Origin of the sequence: Rhodobium orientis, assembly GCF_003258835.1 — a bacterium.
In the GTDB taxonomy this organism is placed as follows: Bacteria; Pseudomonadota; Alphaproteobacteria; order Rhizobiales; family Rhodobiaceae; genus Rhodobium; species Rhodobium orientis.
The window spans coordinates 1-23,883 of the sequence record NZ_NPEV01000034.1 but is presented as its reverse complement, the minus strand read 5'-3'; the positions used below and the strand labels follow the sequence as shown (position 1 = coordinate 23,883).

Genomic DNA, 23,883 nt, shown 5'->3' with positions numbered 1-23,883 from the left:
CCTCGACATGACCAACGACGCCATCCTCGACAGTAACGATTGCATCGCCTTCCAGGGCGAACTCGGCGCCTTTTCCAACCAGGCGTGCGAGGAGGTGTTTCCGGGCATGCAGGTGTTGCCCTGCGCCACGTTCGAGGATGCGTTCCAGGCGGTCAAGCAGGGCACCGCGAAGCGGGCGATGATCCCGGTCGACAACTCGCTCTACGGCCGGGTCGCCGACGTCCACCATCTCCTGCCGGAATCGGGCCTCTACATCATCGGCGAGCACTTCCTGCGCATCCGGCTGCAACTGATGGCGCCGAAGGGCGCAACGCTGGAAGGCCTGAAGGCCGTGCACAGCCACACCGTGGCGCTCGGCCAGTGCCGCAAGTTCATCAAGCAGCACGGGCTGAAGGCGATGATCCATGCCGACACGGCGGGCTCGGCGGCGCTGATCGCGGAACAGGGCGATCCCACCGAAGGCGCCATCGGCTCGGAACTGGCGGCAGCGGAATACGGGCTCGACATCGTTGCCCGCAACATCGAGGACGCCGAGCACAACACCACGCGCTTCCTCGTGCTGTCGCGCCAGAAGATCGAAGCCGATTCGCTCAACGGGCCGGCCATCACCACCTTCTTCTTCCGGGTCCGCAACGTGCCGGCCGCGCTCTACAAGGCGATGGGCGGCTTTGCCACCAACGGCGTCAACATGGTCAAGCTGGAAAGCTACATGGTCGGCGGCACCTTCAACGCGACACAATTTTATGCCGACATCGAGGGCCACCCCGACGAGCGCAGCGTCGCCCTGGCGCTGGAGGAGGCGCAGTTCTTCTCAAGCCACCTGAAGATCCTCGGCGTCTACCCGGCGCACCCGTTCCGGCGGATGGAGCGGGAATAGGGGTTTTCGCGGCAGTTTTTGGCGCTCACGGCCGAGCGCTCGCTTACGCTCGCTGGCCTCCGCGAGGGCGGCGCATAGGCGCCGGCGGCCGGTCGGCCTTGCGAGCCCGTTGGGCTCGATTGTCCCAGCATCACACTCAGCCGTCATCCCGGTGCGAGTCGAGGGTCACAGTCTGGATTGCCGCGTCGGCCTTGCGGCCTCCTCGCAATGACGTTGTAAACGTTGAGAAAATCGTCATTGCGAGCGCAGCGAAGCAATCCAGTACGGCGGACGCTCAGATCGCCATGCTCTCGTGTCGCTATAACCAAAAGCAAAAAGGGCGGCCCTGAGGACCGCCCTTTCCAAATCCGTCGGAGAGGCCGCGCGCCTTACGCGTCGGCGGATTCCTCGGAGATTTCCTTGCCGGTTTCCTGGTCGACGATCTTCATCGACAGGCGGACCTTGCCGCGGTCGTCGAAGCCGAGCAGCTTGACCCAGACCTTGTCGCCTTCCTTGACGATGTCGGTGGTCTTGCCGACCCGCTGCGGGGCGAGCTGGGAAATGTGCACCAGGCCGTCGCGGGCGCCGAAGAAGTTGACGAAGGCGCCGAAGTCGACCGTCTTGACGACCGTGCCCTCGTAGATCTCGCCGACTTCCGGCTCGGCCGTGATCGACTTGATCCAGTTGAGCGCGGCGGTGATCGCCTTGCCGTCGGAGGAGGCGACCTTGACGGTGCCGTCGTCCTCGACGTTGATCTTGGCGCCGGTCTTCTCGACGATCTCGCGGATCACCTTGCCGCCGGTGCCGATGACGTCGCGGATCTTGTCGGTCGGGATCTGGATGACCTCGATGCGCGGGGCGTATTCGCCGAGCTCCGGACGGGCCTCGCCGATCGCCTCGGCCATCTTGCCGAGGATGTGAACCCGGGCGTCCTTGGCCTGGTCGAGGGCGATCTTCATAATCTCCTCGGTGATGCCGGTGATCTTGATGTCCATCTGCAGCGAGGTGATGCCTTCCGAGGTGCCGGCGACCTTGAAATCCATGTCGCCGAGATGGTCCTCGTCGCCGAGGATGTCGGACAGCACCGCGAAGCGGTCGTCTTCCTTGATCAGGCCCATGGCGATGCCGGCGACCGGGCGGCGCAGCGGCACGCCCGCATCCATCAGCGCCAGCGACGAGCCGCAGACGGTGGCCATCGACGAGGAGCCGTTGGACTCGGTGATCTCCGAGACGAGGCGGATGGTGTAGGGGAACTCATGGTGCGGCGGCAGCGCCGGGCGCAGCGCCCGCCAGGCCAGCTTGCCGTGGCCGATCTCGCGCCGTCCCGGCGAGCCGATGCGGCCGGTCTCGCCGACCGAGAACGGCGGGAAGTTGTAATGCAGCATGAAGTTTTCCTTGTAGGTCCCTTCAAGCGCATCGATGAACTGCTCGTCCTCGCCGGTGCCCAGCGTGGCGACCACAAGGGCCTGGGTCTCGCCGCGAGTGAACAGCGCCGAGCCGTGGGTGCGCGGCAGCATGCCGACTTCCGACACGATCTGGCGCACGGTCTTCAGGTCGCGGCCGTCGATGCGGTCGCCGCTGTCGAGGATACGTCCGCGGACGATCTCCTTCTCCAGCTTCTTGAACATCTCCTTGACCAGTTCCGGCGCAGGTGCGCTGTCCGGATCGGCGAAGAGGGTCTCGCCGGCCTTGTCCTTGGCGGCGGAAATGGCGGCGTGGCGCTCGGTCTTCTCGCGGATCTGGTAGGCGGCGGCAATCGCTTCGCCGGCCAGGCCCTTGACCTTGGCGTAAAGCTCGGAGTTGTCCGGCAGGTCGAGGGCGCGCGGCTCCTTGGCGGCCTTCTCGGCCAGCTTGATGATGCCGTCGATGACCGGCTGGAAGCCCTTGTGGCCGAACATGACGGCCTTCAGCATGGTCTCTTCGTCGAGCTCATGGGCCTCGGACTCGACCATCAGCACGGCATCGCCGGTACCGGCGACGATGAGGTCGAGCTTGGTCTCCGGCATCTCGTCGAGCTGCGGGTTGAGGACGTACTCGCCGTTGATGAGGCCGACGCGGGCGCCGCCGATCGGACCCATGAAGGGCACGCCGGAAAGGGTCAGCGCCGCGGAGGCGGCGACCATGGCGACGATGTCGGGATCGTTCTCAAGGTCGTGCGACAGAACGGTGGCGATGACCTGGGTCTCGCACTTGAAGCCGGGGGCAAAGAGCGGGCGGATCGGACGGTCGATGAGGCGGGAGGTCAGCACCTCCTTCTCGGTCGGCCGGCCTTCGCGCTTGAAGAAGCCGCCCGGGATCTTGCCGGCGGCAAAGGTCTTTTCCTGGTAGTGGACGGTGAGCGGGAAGAAATCGATGCCGGCGCGCGGCTGGTCCTCGGAGACGACGGTGGCCATCACCGTGGTCTCGCCGTAGGTGGCGACGACGGAGCCGTGGGCCTGGCGGGCGACGCGGCCCGTCTCCAGGGTCAGCGGGCGTCCGCCCCAATCGATCTCTACGCGTTGAATGTCAAACATGGTTGTCCTTTCGTGCATACATGCGTGCGGTCACGGGGCACGACGCACCACGGGCAAGACGGCGAGGCGCTCTCCCGGTCCGGCCGCTGCCGGATCGTCGGAAAAGCGTCTGGCTATCCTGCCCCATGGCTTGCCTTGCGTTCCGTGCAAGATTCCATGGCGGGCCCATCCCGCCACGGGACTTTTGTATCGGCGCGCGGGCGGCGATCCCGAAGGACCCGGCCGGATGCGGCGCGCCGATACGATTTGCGCCAAAGCTATACTAGCGGCGCAGTCCGAGACGCTCGATCAGCGCCCGGTAGCGGGCGTTGTCCTTCTTCTTCAGATAGTCGAGAAGACGGCGCCGCTGGCTGACCAGCTTCAGGAGGCCGCGGCGGGAATGGTTGTCCTTGCCGTGGACCTTGAAATGGCCGGTCAGGTTGACAATGCGCTCGGTCAGGATGGCGACCTGGACTTCCGGGGAACCGGTGTCTCCGTCCTTGGTCGCGAATTCGGTAACAAGCTCCTGCTTGCGCTCGGCAGTAATCGACATCGGGTACCTCCAAATCGGTCTTGAGCTACATGAACGCCCGCACAAACGCCTTTCCCGGCGCATTGCGGGCCGCGCCATCCGAGGCTTCCCAAAAACGATACCGAAAACGGCGGCGGCAAGCGGCGCCGGAGGGATCGTCAATGGATCGGATGGGCATTGACCCCAGGGTCGTCGGGCCAGGCCGGGATGTCGTCCAGCGTGGTCAGGTCGACCGGGATCGTTCGGCGGCGCCGTTCGATATCAACCGCAACGGTGCCGCAGCGACTGCCTAACGGAAAACACCGACAAAGGCCAGCGTTTTCTTTGCCGCGCGACCGGCCGCAAGGTCAGGGTTAAGGCCGGGTTGCGGGCAATCGGGAGAGCGCCGACGGCGGTTGCCGGGCCGTCCGCATCTGTTCTTAGAGGTTGAACACCCGGATCGGCCGCAACTCGCCGCGCTCGACCTGGCCAAGGGCGACGAGCTGGCCGCGGCAAGTGGCAAAGACCTCGCAGCCGGCGACCGGCGCGTCGCGGCCGCGCAGGATGACGCCCTGGCCGCGGCGCAGGCGCGCCGCCGCATTGGTGTCGACGGCGAGCTCGGGCAGGTCGGCGAGCGCCGTTTCCACCGGCAGCATCACCTCCTCGAACACGTCCGGGTCGAGCGGCGCAGGCCGTTTCGGCGCCTCGCCGTCCGCTTCTTCATCAGCCACTTCGATGGCATCGCCGGCTTCGGCGGCCAACTCCTCGCGGGCTTCGGCGGCGATCTCCTCAAGCTCGTCGAGGGTCACCATGTCCTCCTCGTCGAACGGGCCGACGAGGACCCGGCGCAACGCGCAGACATGGCCGTGGGTGCCGAGGCGCCGGCCGATATCGCGGGCGAGCGCCCTGACATAGGTGCCCTTGCCGCATTCGGCCTCGAAGACGGTGGTCTCGGCATCCGGCATCTCGACCAGGTCGAGGCGGTGGATCTCGATCGGACGGGCCTCAAGCTCGACCTCCTCGCCGGCTCTGGCGAGATCGTAGGCGCGGGCGCCGTCGACCTTGATGGCGGAGAATTTCGGCGGGGTCTGCAGGATCTCACCGGTAAATTCCGGCAGCACGGCGCGGATATCGTCCGCATCGGGCAAAACGTCGGAGGTGGCGATCACCGCGCCTTCGGTGTCGTCGGTGTCGGTCTCCACGCCCCAGCGCACGGTGAAGCGATAGACCTTCCGCCCGTCCATGACATAGGGCACCGTCTTCGTCGCCTCGCCGAAGGCAAGCGGCAGCAGGCCGCTGGCGAGCGGGTCGAGGGTGCCGGCGTGGCCGGCCTTTTGCGGATTGAGGAACCATTTCACCCGGCCGAGCGCCTGGGTGGACGAGAGGCCCACCGGCTTGTCGAGGATCAGCCAGCCGTCGACCTTGTTGCGTTTCTTCTTGCCCCGTGCCATGCGGCGATCCCGTCAGTTCTCGTCGTCGCCGGGCTCAAGGTCGTGGGCGACCTTCGGCGCCCTCAGCAAGCTGTCCACCCGGCTGTCGTCGTCGAAGCGGGTGTCGAGCTGGAAATGCAGCTCCGGGCTGAAGCGCAACTCGACCTGGCGATTGAGCTGGCCGCGCATGAACTTGCGATGCTTTTCCAGCGCCTTGACGACGGCGTCTTCGTCGGCGCCGCCGAGCGGCTCGACGAAGCAGGTGGCATGCTTGAGGTCCGGCGACATGCGCACCTCGGTGACCGTGATGATGTGGGTCTCCAGCACCGGGTCGATGACCTCGCCGCGCGTCAGGAGATCGGCGAGCGCGCGGCGAACGATTTCGCCGACGCGCAACTGACGCTGGCTCGGCATGCCGGCGGACGAGCTGCTGTGGTGTCTCATGGAAAACGTCTCTTGATCGTCCGGGGGCGGGGCGGGATGGAACCGCCACCGCCTCTTCCAATGTCTAAAAGGACTACGCCGCGGGCCGTCGGCCCGCCCGTCTCGGGAAAATCACGCGGCGGAACGCTCTAGAGCGTCCGCGCCACTTCCTCGACCCGGTAGCACTCGATGACGTCGCCGGCCCGCATGTCCTGGTAGTTCTCGAAGGCCATGCCGCATTCCTGGCCGGCCACGACGCTCTTCACCTCGTCCTTGAAGCGCTTCAGCGTCGACAGCTTGCCTTCGTGGACGACGACGTCGTCGCGGATCAGGCGCACGCCCGCGCCGCGCTCCACATTGCCGTCGGTAACCCGGCAGCCGGCGACCTTGCCGACCTTGGAGATGTTGAAGACCTCCAGGATCTCGGCATTGCCGAGCATGGTCTCGCGGCGCTCCGGCGACAGCATGCCGGACATCGCCGCCTTCACGTCATCCACCAGGTCGTAGATGATGTTGTAGTAGCGGATCTCCACGCCCTCGCGCTCCGCCGCCTCGCGGGCCTGGCGGTTGGCGCGGACGTTGAAGCCGATGATCGGGGCATGGGACGCCGCGGCCAGCGTGACGTCGGATTCGGTGATGCCGCCGACGGCGCCATGGATGACGCGGGCGCCGACTTCGTCGTTGCCGAGTTTGTCCAGCGCGCCGGAAATCGCTTCGACCGAGCCCTGGACATCGCCCTTGATGAGCAGGACGAAGTCCTTGCGGCCGTCCTCCTGGAGGCGGGTCATCATCTGCTGCAGCGAGCCGCGGGCGGTCATCGCCTGGCTCTTCTCGCGGCGCTGGCGCTGGCGGTATTCCACGACCTCGCGGGCGCGGGCCTCGTTTTCCACGACGGCGAAGCGATCGCCGGCCTCCGGCGTTCCCTGGAAGCCGAGCACCTCTACCGGCAATGACGGGCCGGCCTCGCCGACCTGTTCGCCGTGGTCGTCGATGAGGGCACGAACGCGGCCCCACTCGGCGCCGGCAACGAGGATGTTGCCGACCTCCAGTGTGCCGCGCTGGACGAGCACGGTGGCGACCGGGCCGCGGCCCTTGTCGAGCTTGGCCTCGATGACGATGCCTTCGGCCTCGCGATCCGGATTGGCCTTCAGCTCCATCAGCTCGGTCTGCAGCAGGATCGCTTCCAGGATGCCTTCCAGATTGGTCTTCTTCAGCGCCGAGACCTCGACCTCGAGGGTGTCGCCGCCCATGGATTCCACGACGATCTCGTGCTGCAGCAGCTCGGTGCGGACCCGGTTGGGATCGGCACCCGGCTTGTCGATCTTGTTGATGGCGACGATGATCGGCACTTCCGCGGCCTTGGCGTGATTAATCGCCTCGATCGTCTGCGGCATGACGCCGTCGTCGGCCGCGACCACCAGGATAACGACGTCGGTGACCTGGGCGCCGCGGGCGCGCATCGCCGTGAAGGCGGCGTGGCCCGGGGTGTCGATGAAGGTGATCTTCTGGCCGTTCTGCTCGACCTGGTAGGCGCCGATATGCTGGGTGATGCCGCCGGCCTCGCCGGAGACCACGTTGGCATGGCGGATGGCATCGAGCAGCGACGTCTTGCCGTGGTCGACGTGGCCCATGATGGTCACGACCGGCGGGCGCTGCTCCATGTCCTCCGTGGCGTCATCTTCGCTGAACAGGCCTTCTTCCACGTCGGCTTCGGACACGCGCTTGACGCCGTGTCCGAGTTCCTCGGCGATGAGCTGGGCAGTATCGGCGTCGATGATGTCGTTGATCTTCAGCATCTGGCCCTGCTTCATCAGCATCTTGATGACGTCGACGGCGCGCTCGGCCATGCGGTTGGCCAGTTCCTGGATGGTGATTGTCTCCGGGATGACGACCTCGCGGATCACCTTTTCGCGCGGCCCGCCCGCCTGGGCGGCACGGGCCTTTTCGCGTTCGCGGCGGCGGCGCATGGCGGCAAGGCTGCGGCCGCGCTCGGCCTCGTCCTCGAAGGCGCTGGTGATGGTCAGCTTGGTGCGCCGGCGCTCGTCGCCGCGGCGGGCGGTCTTGGTCTCGGCCGCACGCGGACGCTTCACCGGCTTCAGGGCGTCGCCCTCGCCCTCTTCCTTCTCGGTCTTTTCGGCCTTGTGGGCCTTTTCCGGCTTGGCGGCGGCGGCAGCAACCTCTTCCGGCGCCGGGCTCGGAACATCCTCGACGGTGCGGCGGGCCTCTGCCTCGGCGGCCTGTCGCGCGACTTCCTCTTCCTCGGCCTTGCGGCGGGCCTCTTCCTCTTCGGCCTTCTTGCGCGCCTCTTCTTCCTCGACCTTGCGGCGCGCTTCTTCCTCGGCGAAGCGCTTGGCCTCTTCCTCGGCGCGCTGGCGCTCCTCGGCCTCGCGGACACGGGCATCGGCCAGCGCCTGGGCGCGGGCGTCGACCTCGTCGGAGGTCAGGCTGCGAAGGACCACGCCCTTCTTGCCGCTGCCGCCGCTGTCCGCTGCCGGCTTCTTTTCGGCAACGGCCGGCTTTGCGGCCGGCTTCGGCGGCGCTTCGGCGGTAGCCGTCTCGGCCTCGCCCTGGTTCGGCATCACAAGACGGCGCTTCTTCTTTTCGACCACGACCGCCTTGGAGCGGCCATGGGAGAAGCTCTGCCGGACCGTACCTTGTTCGGTACGCTTCAACGACAGTGTCTTCTTCCGCTCGACGTGGATGGTCTTGTCGCCGGAGTTGTTCGAATCGCTCATACTATCTTCAGTCCTGTGGAGCCGCTTGGGGGCTTCCAATCTCGTCTTCCGTTCGATCAGCACCGTCGCGGTAGCGCGTCAGATCCCGGACGCGCCGGACCACTGCCTCGCTCGCCCGAGCCTCGAGCAGTGCTGCATGTATCACATTTGCCCGGCCCAATGCCAAACCCAATTGGTCCGAGCCGAAAACGCGGATAACCGGCGGTGTGCCGGTGTCCCCGAAACGGCGGCGCAGGGCCGCCATCATCTTGCGTGCGCCATCGTCCGCGGCATCGGCCGCAATGACGAGGGCGGTAAGGGCTTCCTTGCCGATCGCCGCCTCAACCTTGGCGAAACCGGTAACGATACTGCCGGCCTTGCGGGCCATGGACAGGCTCGACAGGGCGGCCGTCTCGATCAGCCGTTCGACGCGGTCGGCAAGGCCCGGCTCGACGTGAGCCTCGGCCTTGAAGGCACGGCCGAACAGCCGCTTCTTTTCCGCCTCGGCAACGCTCGCCCTGTCGGCGGTAACCCAGACGCCCCGGCCCGGCAGCCGTGCCTTAAGATCCGGGACGACCGAGCCGTCCGGCGCCAGCGCAAAGCGCAGCAGGTCCTCGGTGATCCGGGTCCGGCGTGTCACGATGCAGCGGCGCTCCTTCGGTTCGTTCTTTGGCGGCATGGCGGAAAGGCCAGATCCTCAACGGGGTCATCGGTCAGACGCGTTCCGCGTCGCCTTCGGCGGCCTCAGCCCCCTCGGTCTCGCCTTCCTCGCCGTCCTCCTCCTCGCCCGCAAGGTCCTCAGGCGTGATCCAGCCGGCCTTGATGCGGGCGTCCATGATCATCGCCTCGGCCTCGGCGCGCGACAGGTCGAAATCGCTGAGGGCGCCCGGATAGCGCTTGACCTCACCGTCGACCTTCTCGGTCCAGCCGACCAGATCGTCGGTGGCGCAGCCGGCGAAATCCTCGACCGACTTGATGTCCTCCTTGCCGAGGGCAACCATCATCGCGGTGGTAACGCCGTCGATCTCGCGGACCTCGTCGAGGACGCCGAGGGTCTGCCGCTCCTCGTCCTGGGCGCGCTCGATCTCTTCCAGGTGCTCGCGGGCGCGCTCCTGGATCTCCACCGCGGTATCCTCGTCGAAGCCCTCGACCGAGGCGACCTCGTCGGTCTCCACGAAGGCCACTTCCTCGACGGAGGAAAAGCCTTCGGAGGCCAGCAGCTGGCCGACGACCTCGTCGACGTTGAGGGCGTCCATGAAGAGCTGGGTGCGGTCGGCGAATTCCTTCTGGCGCCGCTCCGACTCTTCCTGTTCGGTCATGATGTCGATGTCCCAGCCGGTGAGCTGGGAGGCGAGCCGGACGTTCTGGCCGCGCCGGCCGATGGCCAGCGAGAGCTGCTCGTCGGGCACCACGACCTCGATCCTCTCGGCATCCTCGTCAAGCACGACCTTGGCGACCTCGGCCGGCTGCAGGGCGTTGACGATGAAGGTGGCGTTGTCCAGCGACCAGGGAATGATGTCGATCTTCTCGCCCTGCAACTCGCCGACGACGGCCTGGACGCGGCTGCCGCGCATGCCGACGCAGGCGCCGACGGGATCGATCGAGGAATCGTGCGACAGCACGGCGATCTTGGCGCGGCTGCCCGGATCGCGGGCCACCGACTTCACCTCGATGATGCCGTCGTAGATTTCCGGCACTTCCTGGGTGAACAGCTTGGCCATGAACTGGGGATGGGTGCGCGACAGGAAGATCTGCGGCCCGCGCTGCTCGCGGCGGACGTCGTAGATATAGGCGCGGACGCGGTCGCCGTTGCGGAACGCCTCGCGCGGGATCAGCTCGTCGCGGCGGATGATGCCCTCGCCGCGGCCGAGGTCGACGATGACGTTGCCGTATTCGGTCCGCTTGACGACGCCGTTGACGATCTCGCCGATGCGGTCCTTGAATTCCTCGAACTGGCGGTCGCGTTCGGCGTCGCGGACGCGCTGGACGATGACCTGCTTGGCCGACTGCGCGGCGATGCGGCCGAAATCGAGCGGCGGCAGCGGCTCGGCGATGAAGTCGCCGACGCGGGCGGCCGGGTTGCGCTCCTGGGCATCGGCCAGCGAGATCTCGGTGGAGGTGTTTTCCACCTCGTCGACCACGACCAGCAGGCGCTGCAGGCGCAATTCGCCGGTCTTGGGGTTGATCTCGGCGCGGACTTCCGTCTCAGACCCGAACCGCGAGCGGGCCGCCTTCTGGATGGCGTCCTCCATCGCCGCGATCACGATTTCGCGGTCGATGGTCTTCTCGCGCGCGACCGCATCGGCGATCTGCAAGAGTTCCAGTCTGTTCGCACTAATGGCCATGTCGTTGTCTCTCCTCGCGGGGGCGTTCGGGCGGTCGGCCGCCTCAAACCTCCGTGTCGCCGGCGTCACGTGCGCCGGTATCGTCGTCGGCTTCGCCCTGGCGCTTCTTTTCCGCCTTCAGCGTCGCTGCGATCAGTTCGTCGGTCAAAACCAGTCTCGCCTCGCCGAGATCCTCCAGGCGAAGCCACACCTTGTCGGTACCGTCCGGCGCCGGATCGGCCAGCGCCAATCCGAAGGTGCCGTCGTCGCGGGTCCCCAGGATCGTGCCGCGGAACCGCTTGCGGCCGTCCGCCGGCACTTCCATCTCGATCTTGCCGATATGCCCGGACCAGCGGTCGAAATCCGTGGCGCGGACCAGCGGCCTGTCGATGCCCGGCGACGAGATCTCCAGATGATACTCCCGATCGATCGGATCATCCACATCCAGAACCGGCGAAAGCTCCCGGCTGATCGCCTCGCAGTCCTCGACGGTCATCGAGCCGTCCGGCCGTTCGGCCATGATCTGCACCGTGCAGCCGTTGTGGCCGGAGATACGGACCCGAACCAGCCGGTAGCCGAGATCCTCGATCACCGGCTCCGCAATCGTGGCGACGCGGGCATCGAGCCCGGTCTCCGTAACGATCCTCGGTTCTTGTGCGGTCACGTCCAGATCCGACCCTTCTCTTGCTGTCTTTCCCGCGCCGCCGCCAGAGGGTGCGCCTAAACGAAAAAGAGCGGGTCCCCGGGGGGCCCACTCTCAACTGCTTACCGATGAAGCTGATTGAGAAATTGAACTCGGCGCAAATATACGCACTTTCGCCGCCGTTGCAACATCGGCGTCGACACCCGGCTGCGGATTCCGGCAAAGGGGGCCGGCGTCAGCCCGTCTCCGGGGCCGCGTCGGTGCGCCGGAAGTGCAGATATGTGGGGACGCGGCCCTCGCGGATCGCCTTGGCCTCGTAGCGGGTACCCGGCCAGTCGGCGAAGGGCCGGCGCCAGTCGTCGGCGCGGCGCGCGGTCCAGGCGAACGAGGGGTGGTCGCGGACATAGGCCAGCGTCCAGGCGACGTAACTCTCGATATCGCTGGCGACCAGAAGCTCGCCGCCAGGGCGCAGCACCCGGGCGAGCCGGTCGAGATTCCCGCGGCAGACGAAACGCCGCTTCCAGTGGCGCCGCTTCGGCCAAGGGTCCGGATAGAGCAGCAACACCTTCTGCAGCGCCGCGTCCGGCAGCCAGTCGAGCACCTCGCGGGCATCGCCGTGATGCAGGCGGATATTGGCAAGGCCGGTCGCGTCGATGGCGCTGACGGCCTTGGCCATGCCGTTGACGAAGGGCTCGCAGCCGATGAGGCCGATATCGGGGTTCGACCCGGCGCATGCGACGAGATGCTCGCCGCCGCCGATGCCGATCTCAAGCCAGAGGGCGCGGACGGCGGCGCCCGGAAAGAGGGACGCCGGTCGTTCGGGTGCAGGTGTTTCCAGGTCGAGGGCGAGGCGCGGCAACAGGTCGGCCATCAGGCCGGCCTGGCGCGGCCGCAGCTTCTTGCCCTTGCGACGGCCGTGCAGCGCGCCGCCGTGGCGGTCCTCGTCCATCGGACCGTCGCGGGACTCATCGCAAAGCTTCGCTGCCCGGGGCATGGCCTTTCTCCGGCCCGCGCCGGCCGCTGCCGGCGCCCGTTGGCGTTAGAGCATGCTGCATGTTTTCCGAACCATGCAACATGCTTTGGTTGGTTGTTTTAACGCGATTTCCTATCCAAAAAGTCTGCCAACTTTTTGGGAAAGCGCTTTAGACCTTGAGCGCGGTGCGCAGATCGTCGACGAGGTCGGTCTTTTCCCAGGAAAAACCGCCGTCGCCTTCCGGAATGCGGCCGAAATGGCCGTAGGCGGCGGTGCGCTCGAAGATCGGCCGGTTGAGCTGCAGATGGACGCGGATGCCGCGCGGGCGCAGGTCCATGATCTCAGCCAGAGCCTTTTCCAGCGCCTCCTCGGAGACCTGGCCGGTGCCGTGGGTATCGACATAGAGCGCCAGCGGCTCGGAGACGCCGATGGCGTAGGCGAGCTGGATGGTGCAGCGCTCGGCCAGTTCGGCGGCGACCACGTTCTTGGCGAGGTAGCGCGCGGCATAGGCGGCCGAGCGGTCGACCTTGGTCGGGTCCTTGCCGGAGAAGGCGCCGCCGCCATGGGGCGCGGCACCGCCATAGGTGTCGACGATGATCTTGCGGCCGGTGAGGCCGGCGTCGCCGTCCGGGCCGCCGATGACGAACTTGCCCGTCGGGTTGACGTGCCAGACCGTCTCGTCGGAAATCCAGCCCTCCGGCAGCGCCTCGTCGATATAGGGCTCGACCAGCTTGCGCACGTCGTAGGAGGACAGGTCCGGATCCACATGCTGGGTCGACAGCACCACGGAGGTGACGGCAACCGGCTTGTCGTTCTCGTAGCGGACGGTGACCTGGGACTTGGCGTCCGGGCCGAGCTTCGGCTCCTTGCCGGAGTGGCGCGCTTCGGCGAGCAGGCGCAGGATCTTGTGGGCGTAGTGGATCGGCGCCGGCATCAGCTCCGGGGTGTCGCGGCAGGCGAAGCCGAACATGATGCCCTGGTCGCCGGCGCCCTCGTCCTTGTTGCCGGAGGCATCGACGCCCTGGGCGATGTCGGACGACTGCTCATGCACGTAGCATTCGAAGGCGGAATTCTTCCAATGGAAGCCGTCCTGCTCGTAGCCGATGTCGCGCACGACCCGGCGGGCGATTTCTTCCATGGTGTCGGCGTTGATGGAGGCCGGACCCCGGACCTCGCCGGCAAGCACGATCCGGTTGGTGGTGACCAGGGTCTCAACGGCGACGCGCGAGACCGGATCGGCCTCCATGAACGCGTCGACAACGCCATCGGAAATGCGGTCGCAAACCTTGTCGGGATGGCCTTCCGAGACGGACTCGCTGGTGAAGAGATAATTGCTGCGGGACATCGGCGGGACTGCTTCTGGCTGGTTGTCACAAAATTATGGTGGGAGACCTCATGGGGCTCCCACCATTATCGCGGCTGTTTTGACAACCTTTCTTTGCCGGGTCAAGCAGCCGGCCGTCAGCTCACGGGTTCGTCGTCCGCCAGGGATTTCACGAGATCGACGATCCGCTTGCGCACCTTCGCATCCTTGATCTGGACGAAGGCCTTGTTGAGGGCGAGGCCCTCGGACGAAGACAGGAAGTCGACGACGTAGGTTGCCGGTTTTCCTTCCTCGAATCCTTTTGCTGCTTCCTCCGGCGTCCCGGGGGCATCCTCGAAGAAGAATGCGACCGGAACCTTGAGAACCGTGGCGATATGCTGCAGGCGGCTGGCGCCGATCCTGTTGGTTCCCTTCTCGTATTTCTGGATTTGCTGGAACGTGATACCCAAATGCTCGCCAAGTTTTTCCTGGCTCATTCCAAGCATCATACGCCGAAGCCGGACCCGGCTCCCGACGTGGATATCGATCGGGTTGGGAGATTTCTTACTGGGCATGTGGCCACCGTGTTTGTTTATCTTTTTTGCGGAGTCGCAGTTTTTTTTATGCCGATACGTCTCTCATTCGGGCTCGGTGACCGTACCCCCAAAACCGCATCGACATTGCATGCTGCGTCGCCTGCACGTGTAAGAACAGGCGCGCGCGATATTGAAACCATTGTTAGGAAAGAGTCAAACCATTCGGCGCATCCAACTACTGGAAGCGGCGGCGTTTTGAAAACATCGTTAAAATTGCAAGGATCGCACAAAGGCCGAAAATACTGATATCCCCCAGTCGCGAATAGGTCGTGTGCAAGTTAGCTGACGGTAAGGTGTTATCGATAACCCCGCCTAGATTTAAAGGTTGTTTCGCAATAATTCTCCCGTAGGGGTCGATTATCGCCGAGATGCCGGTATTCGCTGCACGCACAACCGGTACGCCGGCCTCCACGGCCCTCAGCCGCGCCTGCTGCAGATGCTGGTAGGGGCCGGGCGAATCACCGAACCAGGCATCGTTGGTGACGTTCAGGATCCAGGCCGCCGGCTGGTCCTCGGTATGCTCCGCGCCGGGAAAAATAATCTCGTAGCAGATCGACGGGGCGGCGGGCGGCGCGCCCGGGATCGTCAGCGTATGACGGGCGACGCCGGCGCTGAAGCCGCCCTTCAGGCGGGTCAACTGCTCCAGGCCGATGGCTTCCAGGAAATCCTGGGCCGGCAGATATTCGCCGAACGGCACCAGCCGCACCTTGTCATAGGCGTCGACGATGGTGCCCTCGTGGTTGATCACGTAGATGGAGTTGAAGTAGCGCCGGTTGGGGCCGACCGAGGCGGGCTCCGCCCGGACCGCGCCGGTGATCAAGACCGTTCCGGGCGGCAACAGATTGGCGATCGCGGCAAGGGCGTCCGGGTTCTCCGTCAACAGGAACGGGAACGCCGATTCCGGCCAGATCAGGTGGGTGACGCCCAAAAGACCGATCCGGTCGGGCGACGTCGCCCGGGCGCTGAGCTCCAGATAGCTTTTGAAAATCCGCTTGCGATTTTCCGGTTTCCACTTGTCGGCCTGGGGAATCGCCGGCTGGACGATGCGCAACCGGACGTCCTCACGGCGCTCATCGGTCGCACCCTGAAGGCGAACAGCACCGTAGCCGAGGACGCCGCCATAAAGGATCGCGGCAAGGGCGAGCACGAACAGGCGCTGGCCGCGGCCGGCCCGGTCCGGCGTACCGAGCAATGCCGGCGCGGCGAAGATGACGACGGCGAGCACGGCCATCGCCTCGACGCCGACGAGGGCGGCCGCCTGCATCTGCACGCCATTGGCGGCGAGCGTGTAGCCGAGGCCGTTCCACGGAAAACCGGTGAAGAGATGGCCGCGCAGCCATTCGGCAAGGCCGAAGGCGATGGCGAGAACGAAAATGCGGCCGGGCGATTCGGACCAGAACAGGCGCGCGGCAGCGGCGGCAAGCGCCCAGAACAGCGCCAGCCCGGCCGGCAGGGCGATCACGGCAAGCGGCAGCAGCCAGCCGAAGACCTCCGCCTCGACCAGGAAGGCGAAGCCGATCCACCACAGGCCGGCGAGAAAATAGCCGAAGCCGAAGCACCAGCCGAGGATGGCCGCGGGACGCAGGCGGGCGAGCCGGCCGGAGCGCGTGCGGTCGACGGCGCCGTCCATCAGCCAGACGAAGACCGGAAAGGTCAGCCACAGGACCGGAAAGAAATTGACCGGCGCCAGCGCCAGCGCCGATAGCGCGCCGGCGAGGAAGGCATAGAGCGCGCGGCGCCAGCCCCAGGCAAGGACGAAATGGTTGGCGATGGACTGGAACATGCCGCGGGACCCGAATCAGCGATCAGGGCCGAGCATTCAAAGAGGACAGGCGCCGGGTCAAGCGTCCTCTTGCCCGGCCGCCTCGGTGCGGCGCGTGCGGCGGCGGACCTCGCCGGTGCGCCGGCGATAGATGCGCAGCCGGCTGATGCGGCGCGGGTCGGCGTCCAAGACCTCGAACTCGAAGCCCGGAAGGGCGTCGGAGGCGATCAGTTCGCCGCGCACCGGAATGCGGCCGATCAGCGTGAAGACGAGACCGCCAAGGGTGTCGACGTCCTCGGCCAGGTCCTCCACGGCGAAGTCGGCGCCGATGGTCTCGATGGCATCGTCGAGATAGAGCCGGGCGTCGGCCACCCAGATGCCCTCGCCGGCGACCTCGATCTCGGCCTCGTCGTCCTCGTCGTGCTCGTCGGAGATTTCGCCGACGACCTCCTCGACGAGGTCTTCCAGCGAGACCAGGCCGTCGGTGCCGCCATATTCGTCGATGACCAGGGCCATCTGCATGCGGCTCGCCTGCATCTTCGCCATCAGGTCGAGCGCTCCCATGGAAGGAGGCACGAACAGCACGGAGCGAACCAGGCCGGTGCCGGACAGCGGCGTTCCGAGGTCGAGGCTGGCAAGGTCGAAGCCGGTCTTCAGATTGTCGCCGTTCTCCGCATCGCCGGCGTCGGTCGCCTCGGTGATGTAGGCCATCAGGTCCTTGATGTGGATGATGCCGCGCGGATCGTCCAGCGTCTCGAAATAGACCGGCATGCGGGAATGGCCGGATTCGCGGAACAGGCGCAAGAGGCTGCCGAGCGGCGTCTGCTGGTCGACGGCGTCGATGTCGGCGCGCGGCACCATGACGTCCTCGATGCGGATCTCGCGCAGGCGCAGGATGTTGCGCAGAAGCAGGCGCTCGACCGGAGAGAACTGGCCCTCGGCCGCCTCGTCGCGGGTCAGCGCGTCCTCAATGCTGTCGCGCAGGGTGCCGTTGTGCCTGAGGCCGATCATGCCGAGAAGACGCGTGACGATACCGTCGTCGAGCACGATTCCGTGCTCGGGTGCGAGGTCCTTGTCGCCGTTGCTTTCGGGTTGGCTGTCGGGCTCGGTGTCGCTCTCACGCGACGGCATAGGGAGCGGGTCGGGATCGTTCATTGGTCCATTGCAAAAGTGGCCGACGCATAGGGGTCTGCAATGCCCAGCGTTGCCAGAATCCGCGTTTCGAGCGGCTCCATCACGGCCGCATCTTCGTCGAAAATATGATCATAGCCGAAAAGATGCAGCAAACCGTGAACAATCAAATGGGTAAGGTGGTCGTCGAACGGAATACCCAGTTCCGACGATTCCCGGCGAATCGTTTCGAATGCAAGCGCGATATCGCCGATCAGCGGACCGACCGGCCGCACCGATCCGTCTTCCGGCGGCTCGTCGCCGGGAAAGGACAGCACGTTGGTCGCCTTGTCCTTGCCGCGAAAGCGGTTGTTGAGGTCGCGGATCGTCGCATCGTCGCAAAACAGCATGCTGACCTCGGAGCCCGGCACCGTCGCCATCTCCACGATCGAGGCCGCCGCCGATGCGGCGCGGCTGGCCAGCGCGTCCAGGTCCGGCATGCCGGCGCCGGTCCAGCCGCCGGTCTCGACCTGGATCTCGATCCCGAAGGGAAGCGCGCCTTCGGGGGCCGGGGCGGTCATTGCGCTCACCGGGCACCTTTCTGCGTTCCGGCGGCCTCGACGTCGCGGCGGCCGACGCCGTCATAGGCGCGCACGATGCGGGCGACCAGTTCGTGGCGGACGACGTCGACGTCGGTGAAGCGCACCTCGACGATGCCGGGCACGTCGCGCAGCACCTTCAGGGCATCGATCAGGCCCGAAGTGGTGCCCGGCGGCAGGTCGATCTGGCTCGGATCGCCGGTGACGATCATCTTGGAGTTCTCGCCGAGCCGGGTCAGGAACATCTTCATCTGCATGGCGGAGGTGTTCTGGGCCTCGTCAAGGATGACGACCGCGTTGGACAGCGTGCGGCCGCGCATGAAGGCGAGCGGCGCGACCTCGATCATGCCGGTCTGCAGGCCTCGGTCGACCCGCTCGGCCGGCATCATCTCGTAGAGCGCGTCGTAGAGCGGACGCAGATAGGGATCGACCTTTTCCTTCATGTCGCCAGGCAGGAAGCCGAGCCGTTCGCCGGCCTCCACCGCCGGGCGCGACAGGATCAGCCGGTTGGCATCGCCGCGCTCCAGGAGGGCGGCGGCATAGGCAACGGCAAGGAACGTCTTGCCGGTGCCGGCCGGGCCCGTGCCGAAGACGAGGTCGGAGCGGTCCATGGCCCTCAGATATGCATCCTGTGCCGGCGAGCGGGCGATCACCGTGCGCCGGCGCGTCGCCACCTGGGCAAAGCTGAGGCGGGCCTTCGGCTCCAGGGTCGGCAGCGGCAACTGCTTTTCGGCGGCGATCGCCAGGCGGATGGCGCCGTCGACGTCGCCCGGATGAACCTCGTGGCCTTCCTGCAGGCGCTGATAGAGCGCGACGAGCACGTGCCGTGCCTGCTCGCAGCCCTCGTGGTGGCCCTTGATGGTCACCTGGTTGCCGCGGGCAATGATGTCGACGCCGAGATGCTGCTCGATGAGGGCCAGATTCTGGTCGAACTGGCCGAAGAGATCGCTGACCAGCCGGTTGTCCTCAAAGGCGAGCACCACATGGCTCATGTCGGAGGCCGAAGCGGCCATGGCGACGTCGCCGGCGACCGTGGTCGGAATATCGGTGGTCAAGCAACGCTCTCCGCTGGGAGGGGGGCGGCATGGGGGATGCCGGAAACCGAGGCCCGCGGCTCCACAAGAGAGGCGAACAGGCTGTTGGAACCGATGGCGTCGACCCGGGCGGCGACGATCTCGCCGATGAGCTCTGCGGGCGCGTCGATCTGCACCGGCTGCAGCCAGGGCGAGCGGCCGGCGAGCTGGCCGGGTTTTCTGCCCGGGCGTTCCAGGAGGACGTCGATGGTGCGGCCTTGGCAGCCGGCGTTGAAGGCCTTCTGCTGTTCGGTGAGGAGCGCCTGCAGGCGGGCGAGCCGTTCGGCCTTTACCGCCTCGTCGACCTGGGTTTCCAGATCGGCTGCGGGCGTTCCCGGACGCGGGCTGTATTTGAATGAAAAGGCCTGGGCGTAGCCGACCGTTTCGATCAGCCGCATGGTGTCGTCGAAATCGGCATCGGTCTCGCCCGGAAAGCCGACGATGAAATCGCCGGAAAGGGCGATGTCCGGGCGTACTTCCTTGATGCGCTCGACGAGGCGCAGGTAATCGGCCGCCTTGTGGCGCCGGTTCATGGCCTTCAGGATCCGGTCGGAACCGGACTGCACCGGCAGATGCAGATAGGGCATCAACGCCGGCAGGTCGCGGTGGGCGGCGATCAGCTCCTCGTCCATGTCGCGCGGGTGGCTGGTGGTGTAGCGCAGCCGGTCGAGGCCGGGGATGTCGGCAAGGCGATAGAGCAGCCGGCCGAGGCCCCACGGCTTGCCGTCGGGTCCCGCGCCATGGAAGGCGTTGACGTTCTGGCCGAGGAGCGTCACCTCGCGCACGCCCGCATCCGCCAGCCGCTCGGCCTCGGCGACGATCTCGTCAACGGAGCGCGACAGCTCCGCGCCGCGGGTATAGGGCACGACGCAGAAGGTGCAGAACTTGTCGCAGCCCTCCTGCACGGTCAGAAACGCAGTGACGCCGCGGGCGCGCAGGCGCGACTCGCGCCCGGCCGGCAGGCCCTTGAACTTTTCTTCGGCGAAGAACTCGGTCTCCACCGGCTTGGCGCCGGCGCGGGCACTGTCCAGCAGGTCGCCGAGCCGGTGATAGCTCTGCGGGCCGACGACGAGGTCGACGACGGGCGCCCGGCGGACGATCTCCGCGCCCTCGGCCTGGGCGACGCAGCCGGCAACGGCGACCAGCGTCTTCTTGCCGTCGCGCTCGCGGGCTTCCTTGACGGTGCGCACGCGGCCGAGCTCGGAATAGACCTTCTCTGCGGCCTTTTCGCGGATATGGCAGGTGTTGAGGACGACGAGATCCGCCGCCGCCATGTCGTCGGTCTCCTCAAAGCCGGCCGGCGCCAGGGCGTCCGACATCCGCTCGGAGTCGTAGACGTTCATCTGGCAGCCATAGGTCTTGATGAAAACTTTCGCCGGTTTTGTCATTCGTATCGCTGTCGGCCGTGTCGCTGGATGCGGTCTTGTCGGTGTCGGAGGTTCCGGCCCGCGGCCGCCGCGGCGGCGTTCCGGTGCCACAAAAGGCACGGAGGTTTTGCGGGTCCTTGAGCCCTCCTCTACCCTTTTTTGTCGCCGTTGAGAATAGGGGGCGAGTTTGGCCCTCGCGTGACGGCCGGCTCAGGAGGCTTCTTTCATCATCGGCACGTCTTTCGGCGGCGCCTTGACGGCGGCCTCGCCCTGGCGGCCGGTGAGCGCCGCGGTCGTCATCTCCCGCACGGCCTTTTCGGCGGTGCGGGCGATCGCCTTGCGGTCGGAGTCGACGTCGTAGCCGATCGGCTCGCCCCAGGTGATCTCCACGTCGAGCGGGCCCGCCTTCAGCACCGCCAGAAAATGGGGCGCCATGTCCATGCCGCCGTACCAGGCAACGAGCGGGCGGTAGCGGCGGCCGAGCGGCACGCCGTGCAGCCGCGTATAGGCGATCGACAGCGGCTGGATCCAGACCGTCGTCCCACCCTCCTCGTCGATGGCGTGGCGCGCCGCGCCGATCAGCGCGGTGCGGAAGGGGAGCACCTCGTTGCCGTTGTTGGAGGTGCCCTCGGGAAACAGCACCATGGCATCTCCGTCCTTCAGCCGGCCGGCGATTTCCGTCGCGACGACGCCGGTCTGGGCGCGGCGGGTGCGGTCGACGAAGACGGTCCTCTGCAGCTTGGCGAACAGGCCGAACACCGGCCAGCCGGCGACCTCGGCCTTGGCAATGAAGGAGATCGGCATCAGGCCGGACAGCACGGTGATGTCGAGCCAGGAGGCGTGGTTGGCGGTGATCAAGAGCGGGCGCTCGTCGCTCGGCCGGCCGGTGACGCGAACGCGGATGCCGAGGAGCGTGCGCACGAAGCGGTGCCAGGCGACGGGGATGCGGCGGGCCAGCGACGAGCCGGTGCGCACGGCGAGCCACTGCACGGGAATCGCCAGCAGCGTCACCGGCGTCAGCACAGACAGGATAAAGACGGCGCGAAGGGTGCCCATCACCGTTTCCCGCCGGCGCCCGGCCGCATCGCGCGGGCGCTGCCCGGGAGATCAGTCGTCATCGAGGGGCAGGGCGTAGAGTTCGAGCCGATGGTCGACGACCTTGTAGCCGAGGCGCTTGGCGATCAGCTCCTGCAGGCGCTCGATCTCCTCGTCGTGGAATTCCACCACTTCGCCGGTGCGCAGATTGATCAGGTGATCGTGATGATCCTCGCTGACCGTCTCGTAGCGGGCGCGGCCGTCGCGGAAATCGTGGCGCTCGATGATGCCGGCGTCCTCGAACAGCTTGACCGTGCGGTAGACCGTGGAGATGGAAATGTTGGGATCGACGGCGACGGATCGTCGGTAGAGTTCCTCGACATCCGGGTGGTCTTCGGAGGATTCCAGCACCCGGGCGATGACGCGACGCTGGTCGGTCATCCGCATGCCCTTGGCGACGCACTGCTCCTCGATCCGCTGTTTCATCCCGCTGTCGTCCACGTCGACTCGACCTCGCATCTCTCGGTTCCGCAATTCCCCCGGCCGGTCTTCCCGGGCCGCACCCGACCCGGCCTTCCTATTCAAGGGGGCGAAATTGTTAATCTAACGCAGTTCCCGTTTCATGACGAGTGCGGTACTCCGTTCGCCATCTGCGTTTCCATAATAGCCGATCCGCTCACCGACTTCCCGGAATCCCAGACTCCGGTATAGACCGACTGCGGCGATATTGCCGACATCCACCTCAAGATACAACTCGGCGATCCGGTCGGCATAGAGCTTGCGCAATACCGCCTCGACGAGTTGCCGGCCGATGCCACGGCGCCTGCATGACGGCGAGACGGCGATGGTGAGGATCTCCGCCTCGTCGGCAGCGGTGCGCACCATGACGAAACCGACCGGCCGGACGGCGGCAAAGAGGCTGGACCGCCGCGCGGCAAGCCCTATCACGTTTTCCTGCCGCAAAAGTGCGGCAATCTCTTCCTCGCTCCAGGTGTGCTCGAAAGCCTCGGTGTGGATCTCGCTCAGCGCCGCGACGTCGTCCTCGGTCGCCGCGTCGACCAGGGTCGGGATCTGCAGCAGCCACCACATGGGGATCAGACCCGCGCAAGGCGGGCATCCGCCTGGGGTTTGGCGTCGGGCGCGCGCAGGTAAAGCGGCGCCGGCGGCGCGCCCGGAGGAGGCGCGGCGGCGCCGAGGCGGGCGACCGCGGCAATCGGCGGCGCGGCGCGGGCGGAAACGACCGTGACCGCCGTGCCGCAGGCATCGGCGGCGCGCGCCACCTCCTCGGCCGCCGAGCCGACGAGGCGGGTCCCGCTCGGGAGGTCTTTGGCAAAGTCGGCGGCGGAACAGACGCGCGGGCCGGCAGAGGGCGCTCCGGCCCCGTTGAGCTCGGCATAGATCTCGCCGCGCCGTGCATCGATGACGGCGGCAACGGGTGTCGCGTCGCCGCCGTCGCCGCGCCCGCTTTCGGCGAGTGCGGCGAGGGTGGTGACGCCGACAACGGGCTTTTTCAGGACAAGGCCGAGGCCGCGGGCGGTGGCAAGGCCGACGCGCACGCCGGTAAAGCTGCCGGGCCCGACCGTGGCGACGATGCGGTCGAGGTCGTTGAAGCTCAATTCGGCGTCGGCGAGCACCTCGCCGATCATGCCGATGAGCCGCTCGGCGTGGCCGCGCTCCATTGCCTCCGACGCCGTTTCCAGGCGACCGGCGTCGCCATCGTCGAGGACGGCCACGGAACAGGCATTGAGCGCGGTATCGATCGCCAACAAACGCATGATAACCGCCTTACCCGCACGGTAGATCGAAGTCGAGTCGGGCTTTCGACCAAGAGGTCGCGGACCCGGCAGCGCCCGGCGCCCGCCCGGGCACGCTCTGCGGCCTAGAGGATCCGGCAGAAATCCTCGAATTCGAGCCGCGGCAGGCGGTCGAACAGGGCCTCAGGATCGCCGTAGCCGAGATTGCAGATGAAGTTGGCGCGCACCTTGGTGCCGGCGAAGAAAGCGGCGTTGACGCCCTCCTCGTCGAAGCCGGACATCGGGCCCGCATCGAGGCCGAGGGCGCGGGCGGCAAGGATCATATAGGCGCCCTGGAGGCTGCCGTTGCGGAACGCGGTGCTCTCGATCGCGGAGTCGTTGCCGGCGAACCAGGAGCGGGCGTCCGCATGGGGGAAGAGCTTCGGCAGGTGCTCGTAGAATTCCAGGTCGAAGCCGACGATCGCGGTGACCGGCGCGGCGCGGGTCTTTTTCTTGTTGTTGTCCGACATCAGCGGGATGAGCTTGTCCTTGGCGTCGTCGGATTTGACGAAGACGATCCGTGCGGGCAGGCAGTTGGCCGCGGTCGGACCCCATTTCATCAGCTCGGCAAGGGCGCGCAGCGTGGTGTCGTCGACGTCGCGATCCTGCCAGCCATTGTGGGTGCGCGCCTGGCGGAAGAGCTGGTCGAGGGCGGCATCGGCAAGCGGCTCGTGGAACGCCTGATGGTCAGTCGTGGGCATGGCATTTTCCGTTAGATCGGGAGGTCCGGGAGGAGAGCACAGGAAAGCGGAAGCCGACGGGCGATGCAAGCACCCGTCGGTAAGTCTTGGGGATTCGGTGTGGCGCCCTGGCCGTAGCGCAGCTTGAAATCGAGCAGGCCGATGACCTGGGCCTCGCGCTCCACCGTGTCGGCGATGA

Annotated in this window: 22 protein-coding genes; 1 reads left to right on the top strand and 21 read right to left on the bottom strand. The window is 66.6% G+C overall.

The window, feature by feature from the left end; genetic code table 11:
* Window positions 1-7: 7 nt before the first annotated feature.
* A complete protein-coding gene (locus CH339_RS15150) occupies window positions 8-877 on the top strand; it encodes a prephenate dehydratase (protein WP_111435205.1) in 870 nt (289 codons plus the stop codon).
* Between the two features lie 368 nt (window positions 878-1,245).
* Here CH339_RS15150 and pnp read toward each other — a convergent pair whose 3' ends face one another.
* From pnp to CH339_RS15045, 21 genes are all read right to left on the bottom strand, one after another.
* Window positions 1,246-3,369 (bottom strand): polyribonucleotide nucleotidyltransferase, encoded by a 2,124-nt coding sequence (pnp, locus tag CH339_RS15145; protein WP_111435204.1) that lies wholly within the window; start codon window positions 3,367-3,369, stop codon window positions 1,246-1,248.
* 262 nt (window positions 3,370-3,631) lie between these two features.
* Window positions 3,632-3,901, bottom strand: coding sequence for a 30S ribosomal protein S15 (gene rpsO, locus CH339_RS15140; RefSeq protein ID WP_111435203.1), 270 nt, complete (start codon window positions 3,899-3,901; stop codon window positions 3,632-3,634).
* A gap of 398 nt (window positions 3,902-4,299) precedes the next feature.
* On the bottom strand, window positions 4,300-5,310 hold the full coding sequence (truB, locus tag CH339_RS15135) for a tRNA pseudouridine(55) synthase TruB (RefSeq protein WP_111435202.1): 1,011 nt from the start codon (window positions 5,308-5,310) through the stop codon (window positions 4,300-4,302).
* 12 nt (window positions 5,311-5,322) lie between these two features.
* Window positions 5,323-5,733, bottom strand: coding sequence for a 30S ribosome-binding factor RbfA (gene rbfA / locus CH339_RS15130; protein ID WP_111435201.1), 411 nt, complete (start codon window positions 5,731-5,733; stop codon window positions 5,323-5,325).
* Between the two features lie 128 nt (window positions 5,734-5,861).
* Window positions 5,862-8,447, bottom strand: coding sequence for a translation initiation factor IF-2 (gene infB, locus CH339_RS15125; RefSeq protein ID WP_111435200.1), 2,586 nt, complete (start codon window positions 8,445-8,447; stop codon window positions 5,862-5,864).
* A 7-nt stretch (window positions 8,448-8,454) separates the two neighbouring features.
* Window positions 8,455-9,105, bottom strand: coding sequence for an RNA-binding protein (locus CH339_RS15120; protein WP_111435199.1), 651 nt, complete (start codon window positions 9,103-9,105; stop codon window positions 8,455-8,457).
* A gap of 34 nt (window positions 9,106-9,139) precedes the next feature.
* Window positions 9,140-10,771 carry a transcription termination factor NusA gene (nusA, locus tag CH339_RS15115; RefSeq protein WP_111435198.1) on the bottom strand — a complete coding sequence of 544 codons (1,632 nt, stop codon included), beginning with the start codon at window positions 10,769-10,771 and terminating at the stop codon, window positions 9,140-9,142.
* A gap of 43 nt (window positions 10,772-10,814) precedes the next feature.
* Window positions 10,815-11,414, bottom strand: a complete 600-nt coding sequence (rimP, locus tag CH339_RS15110; protein WP_184443394.1) for a ribosome maturation factor RimP — start codon at window positions 11,412-11,414, stop codon at window positions 10,815-10,817.
* A gap of 214 nt (window positions 11,415-11,628) precedes the next feature.
* Window positions 11,629-12,387 carry a tRNA (guanine(46)-N(7))-methyltransferase TrmB gene (trmB, locus tag CH339_RS15105; protein WP_420825917.1) on the bottom strand — a complete coding sequence of 253 codons (759 nt, stop codon included), beginning with the start codon at window positions 12,385-12,387 and terminating at the stop codon, window positions 11,629-11,631.
* Window positions 12,388-12,535: 148 nt separating this feature from the next.
* Entirely contained in the window at window positions 12,536-13,711 is a 1,176-nt protein-coding gene (gene metK, locus CH339_RS15100; RefSeq protein ID WP_111435195.1) for a methionine adenosyltransferase, read from the bottom strand.
* A gap of 116 nt (window positions 13,712-13,827) precedes the next feature.
* Complete coding sequence (locus CH339_RS15095; protein ID WP_111435194.1) at window positions 13,828-14,244, bottom strand: helix-turn-helix domain-containing protein; 417 nt, start codon at window positions 14,242-14,244, stop codon at window positions 13,828-13,830.
* Between the two features lie 196 nt (window positions 14,245-14,440).
* The gene (gene lnt / locus CH339_RS15090; protein WP_111435193.1) at window positions 14,441-16,048 is read right to left on the bottom strand and encodes an apolipoprotein N-acyltransferase; all 1,608 of its coding nucleotides are present in this window, start codon (window positions 16,046-16,048) and stop codon (window positions 14,441-14,443) included.
* 57 nt (window positions 16,049-16,105) lie between these two features.
* A complete protein-coding gene (locus CH339_RS15085) occupies window positions 16,106-17,182 on the bottom strand; it encodes a transporter associated domain-containing protein (protein WP_244668905.1) in 1,077 nt (358 codons plus the stop codon).
* The gene (gene ybeY / locus CH339_RS15080) at window positions 17,179-17,718 is read right to left on the bottom strand and encodes an rRNA maturation RNase YbeY (protein WP_111435191.1); all 540 of its coding nucleotides are present in this window, start codon (window positions 17,716-17,718) and stop codon (window positions 17,179-17,181) included. The genes CH339_RS15085 and ybeY overlap by 4 nt, the downstream gene beginning before the upstream one ends.
* Before the next feature lie 5 nt (window positions 17,719-17,723).
* Window positions 17,724-18,749, bottom strand: coding sequence for a PhoH family protein (locus CH339_RS15075; protein WP_306461182.1), 1,026 nt, complete (start codon window positions 18,747-18,749; stop codon window positions 17,724-17,726).
* A gap of 38 nt (window positions 18,750-18,787) precedes the next feature.
* Window positions 18,788-20,197 (bottom strand): tRNA (N6-isopentenyl adenosine(37)-C2)-methylthiotransferase MiaB, encoded by a 1,410-nt coding sequence (gene miaB / locus CH339_RS15070; RefSeq protein ID WP_111435190.1) that lies wholly within the window; start codon window positions 20,195-20,197, stop codon window positions 18,788-18,790.
* Window positions 20,198-20,386: 189 nt separating this feature from the next.
* On the bottom strand, window positions 20,387-21,232 hold the full coding sequence (gene olsA / locus CH339_RS15065) for a lyso-ornithine lipid O-acyltransferase (RefSeq protein ID WP_111435189.1): 846 nt from the start codon (window positions 21,230-21,232) through the stop codon (window positions 20,387-20,389).
* Between the two features lie 51 nt (window positions 21,233-21,283).
* Window positions 21,284-21,697: a Fur family transcriptional regulator gene (locus CH339_RS15060; protein WP_111435233.1), complete on the bottom strand. Its 414-nt coding sequence runs from the start codon at window positions 21,695-21,697 to the stop codon at window positions 21,284-21,286.
* Window positions 21,698-21,814: 117 nt separating this feature from the next.
* Window positions 21,815-22,300, bottom strand: coding sequence for a ribosomal protein S18-alanine N-acetyltransferase (gene rimI / locus CH339_RS15055; protein ID WP_111435188.1), 486 nt, complete (start codon window positions 22,298-22,300; stop codon window positions 21,815-21,817).
* Window positions 22,301-22,305: 5 nt separating this feature from the next.
* A complete protein-coding gene (gene tsaB, locus CH339_RS15050) occupies window positions 22,306-22,986 on the bottom strand; it encodes a tRNA (adenosine(37)-N6)-threonylcarbamoyltransferase complex dimerization subunit type 1 TsaB (RefSeq protein ID WP_111435187.1) in 681 nt (226 codons plus the stop codon).
* Window positions 22,987-23,090: 104 nt separating this feature from the next.
* A complete protein-coding gene (locus CH339_RS15045) occupies window positions 23,091-23,705 on the bottom strand; it encodes a malonic semialdehyde reductase (protein ID WP_111435186.1) in 615 nt (204 codons plus the stop codon).
* Window positions 23,706-23,883: the final 178 nt, after the last annotated feature.

Bases quoted from the DNA above. Each gene is read 5' to 3' on its own strand.
- CH339_RS15150 (WP_111435205.1), top strand. From the start codon at position 8: ATGACCAACGACGCCATCCTCGACAGTAACGATTGCATCGCCTTCCAG.
- pnp (WP_111435204.1), bottom strand. From the start codon at position 3,369: ATGTTTGACATTCAACGCGTAGAGATCGATTGGGGCGGACGCCCGCTG.
- rpsO (WP_111435203.1), bottom strand. From the start codon at position 3,901: ATGTCGATTACTGCCGAGCGCAAGCAGGAGCTTGTTACCGAATTCGCG.
- truB (WP_111435202.1), bottom strand. From the start codon at position 5,310: ATGGCACGGGGCAAGAAGAAACGCAACAAGGTCGACGGCTGGCTGATC.
- rbfA (WP_111435201.1), bottom strand. From the start codon at position 5,733: ATGAGACACCACAGCAGCTCGTCCGCCGGCATGCCGAGCCAGCGTCAG.
- infB (WP_111435200.1), bottom strand. From the start codon at position 8,447: ATGAGCGATTCGAACAACTCCGGCGACAAGACCATCCACGTCGAGCGG.
- CH339_RS15120 (WP_111435199.1), bottom strand. From the start codon at position 9,105: ATGCCGCCAAAGAACGAACCGAAGGAGCGCCGCTGCATCGTGACACGC.
- nusA (WP_111435198.1), bottom strand. From the start codon at position 10,771: ATGGCCATTAGTGCGAACAGACTGGAACTCTTGCAGATCGCCGATGCG.
- trmB (WP_420825917.1), bottom strand. From the start codon at position 12,387: ATGCCCCGGGCAGCGAAGCTTTGCGATGAGTCCCGCGACGGTCCGATG.
- metK (WP_111435195.1), bottom strand. From the start codon at position 13,711: ATGTCCCGCAGCAATTATCTCTTCACCAGCGAGTCCGTCTCGGAAGGC.
- CH339_RS15095 (WP_111435194.1), bottom strand. From the start codon at position 14,244: ATGCCCAGTAAGAAATCTCCCAACCCGATCGATATCCACGTCGGGAGC.
- lnt (WP_111435193.1), bottom strand. From the start codon at position 16,048: ATGTTCCAGTCCATCGCCAACCATTTCGTCCTTGCCTGGGGCTGGCGC.
- CH339_RS15085 (WP_244668905.1), bottom strand. From the start codon at position 17,182: ATGAACGATCCCGACCCGCTCCCTATGCCGTCGCGTGAGAGCGACACC.
- ybeY (WP_111435191.1), bottom strand. From the start codon at position 17,718: ATGACCGCCCCGGCCCCCGAAGGCGCGCTTCCCTTCGGGATCGAGATC.
- CH339_RS15075 (WP_306461182.1), bottom strand. From the start codon at position 18,749: ATGGCCGCTTCGGCCTCCGACATGAGCCATGTGGTGCTCGCCTTTGAG.
- miaB (WP_111435190.1), bottom strand. From the start codon at position 20,197: ATGACAAAACCGGCGAAAGTTTTCATCAAGACCTATGGCTGCCAGATG.
- olsA (WP_111435189.1), bottom strand. From the start codon at position 21,232: ATGGGCACCCTTCGCGCCGTCTTTATCCTGTCTGTGCTGACGCCGGTG.
- CH339_RS15060 (WP_111435233.1), bottom strand. From the start codon at position 21,697: ATGAAACAGCGGATCGAGGAGCAGTGCGTCGCCAAGGGCATGCGGATG.
- rimI (WP_111435188.1), bottom strand. From the start codon at position 22,300: ATGTGGTGGCTGCTGCAGATCCCGACCCTGGTCGACGCGGCGACCGAG.
- tsaB (WP_111435187.1), bottom strand. From the start codon at position 22,986: ATGCGTTTGTTGGCGATCGATACCGCGCTCAATGCCTGTTCCGTGGCC.
- CH339_RS15045 (WP_111435186.1), bottom strand. From the start codon at position 23,705: ATGCCCACGACTGACCATCAGGCGTTCCACGAGCCGCTTGCCGATGCC.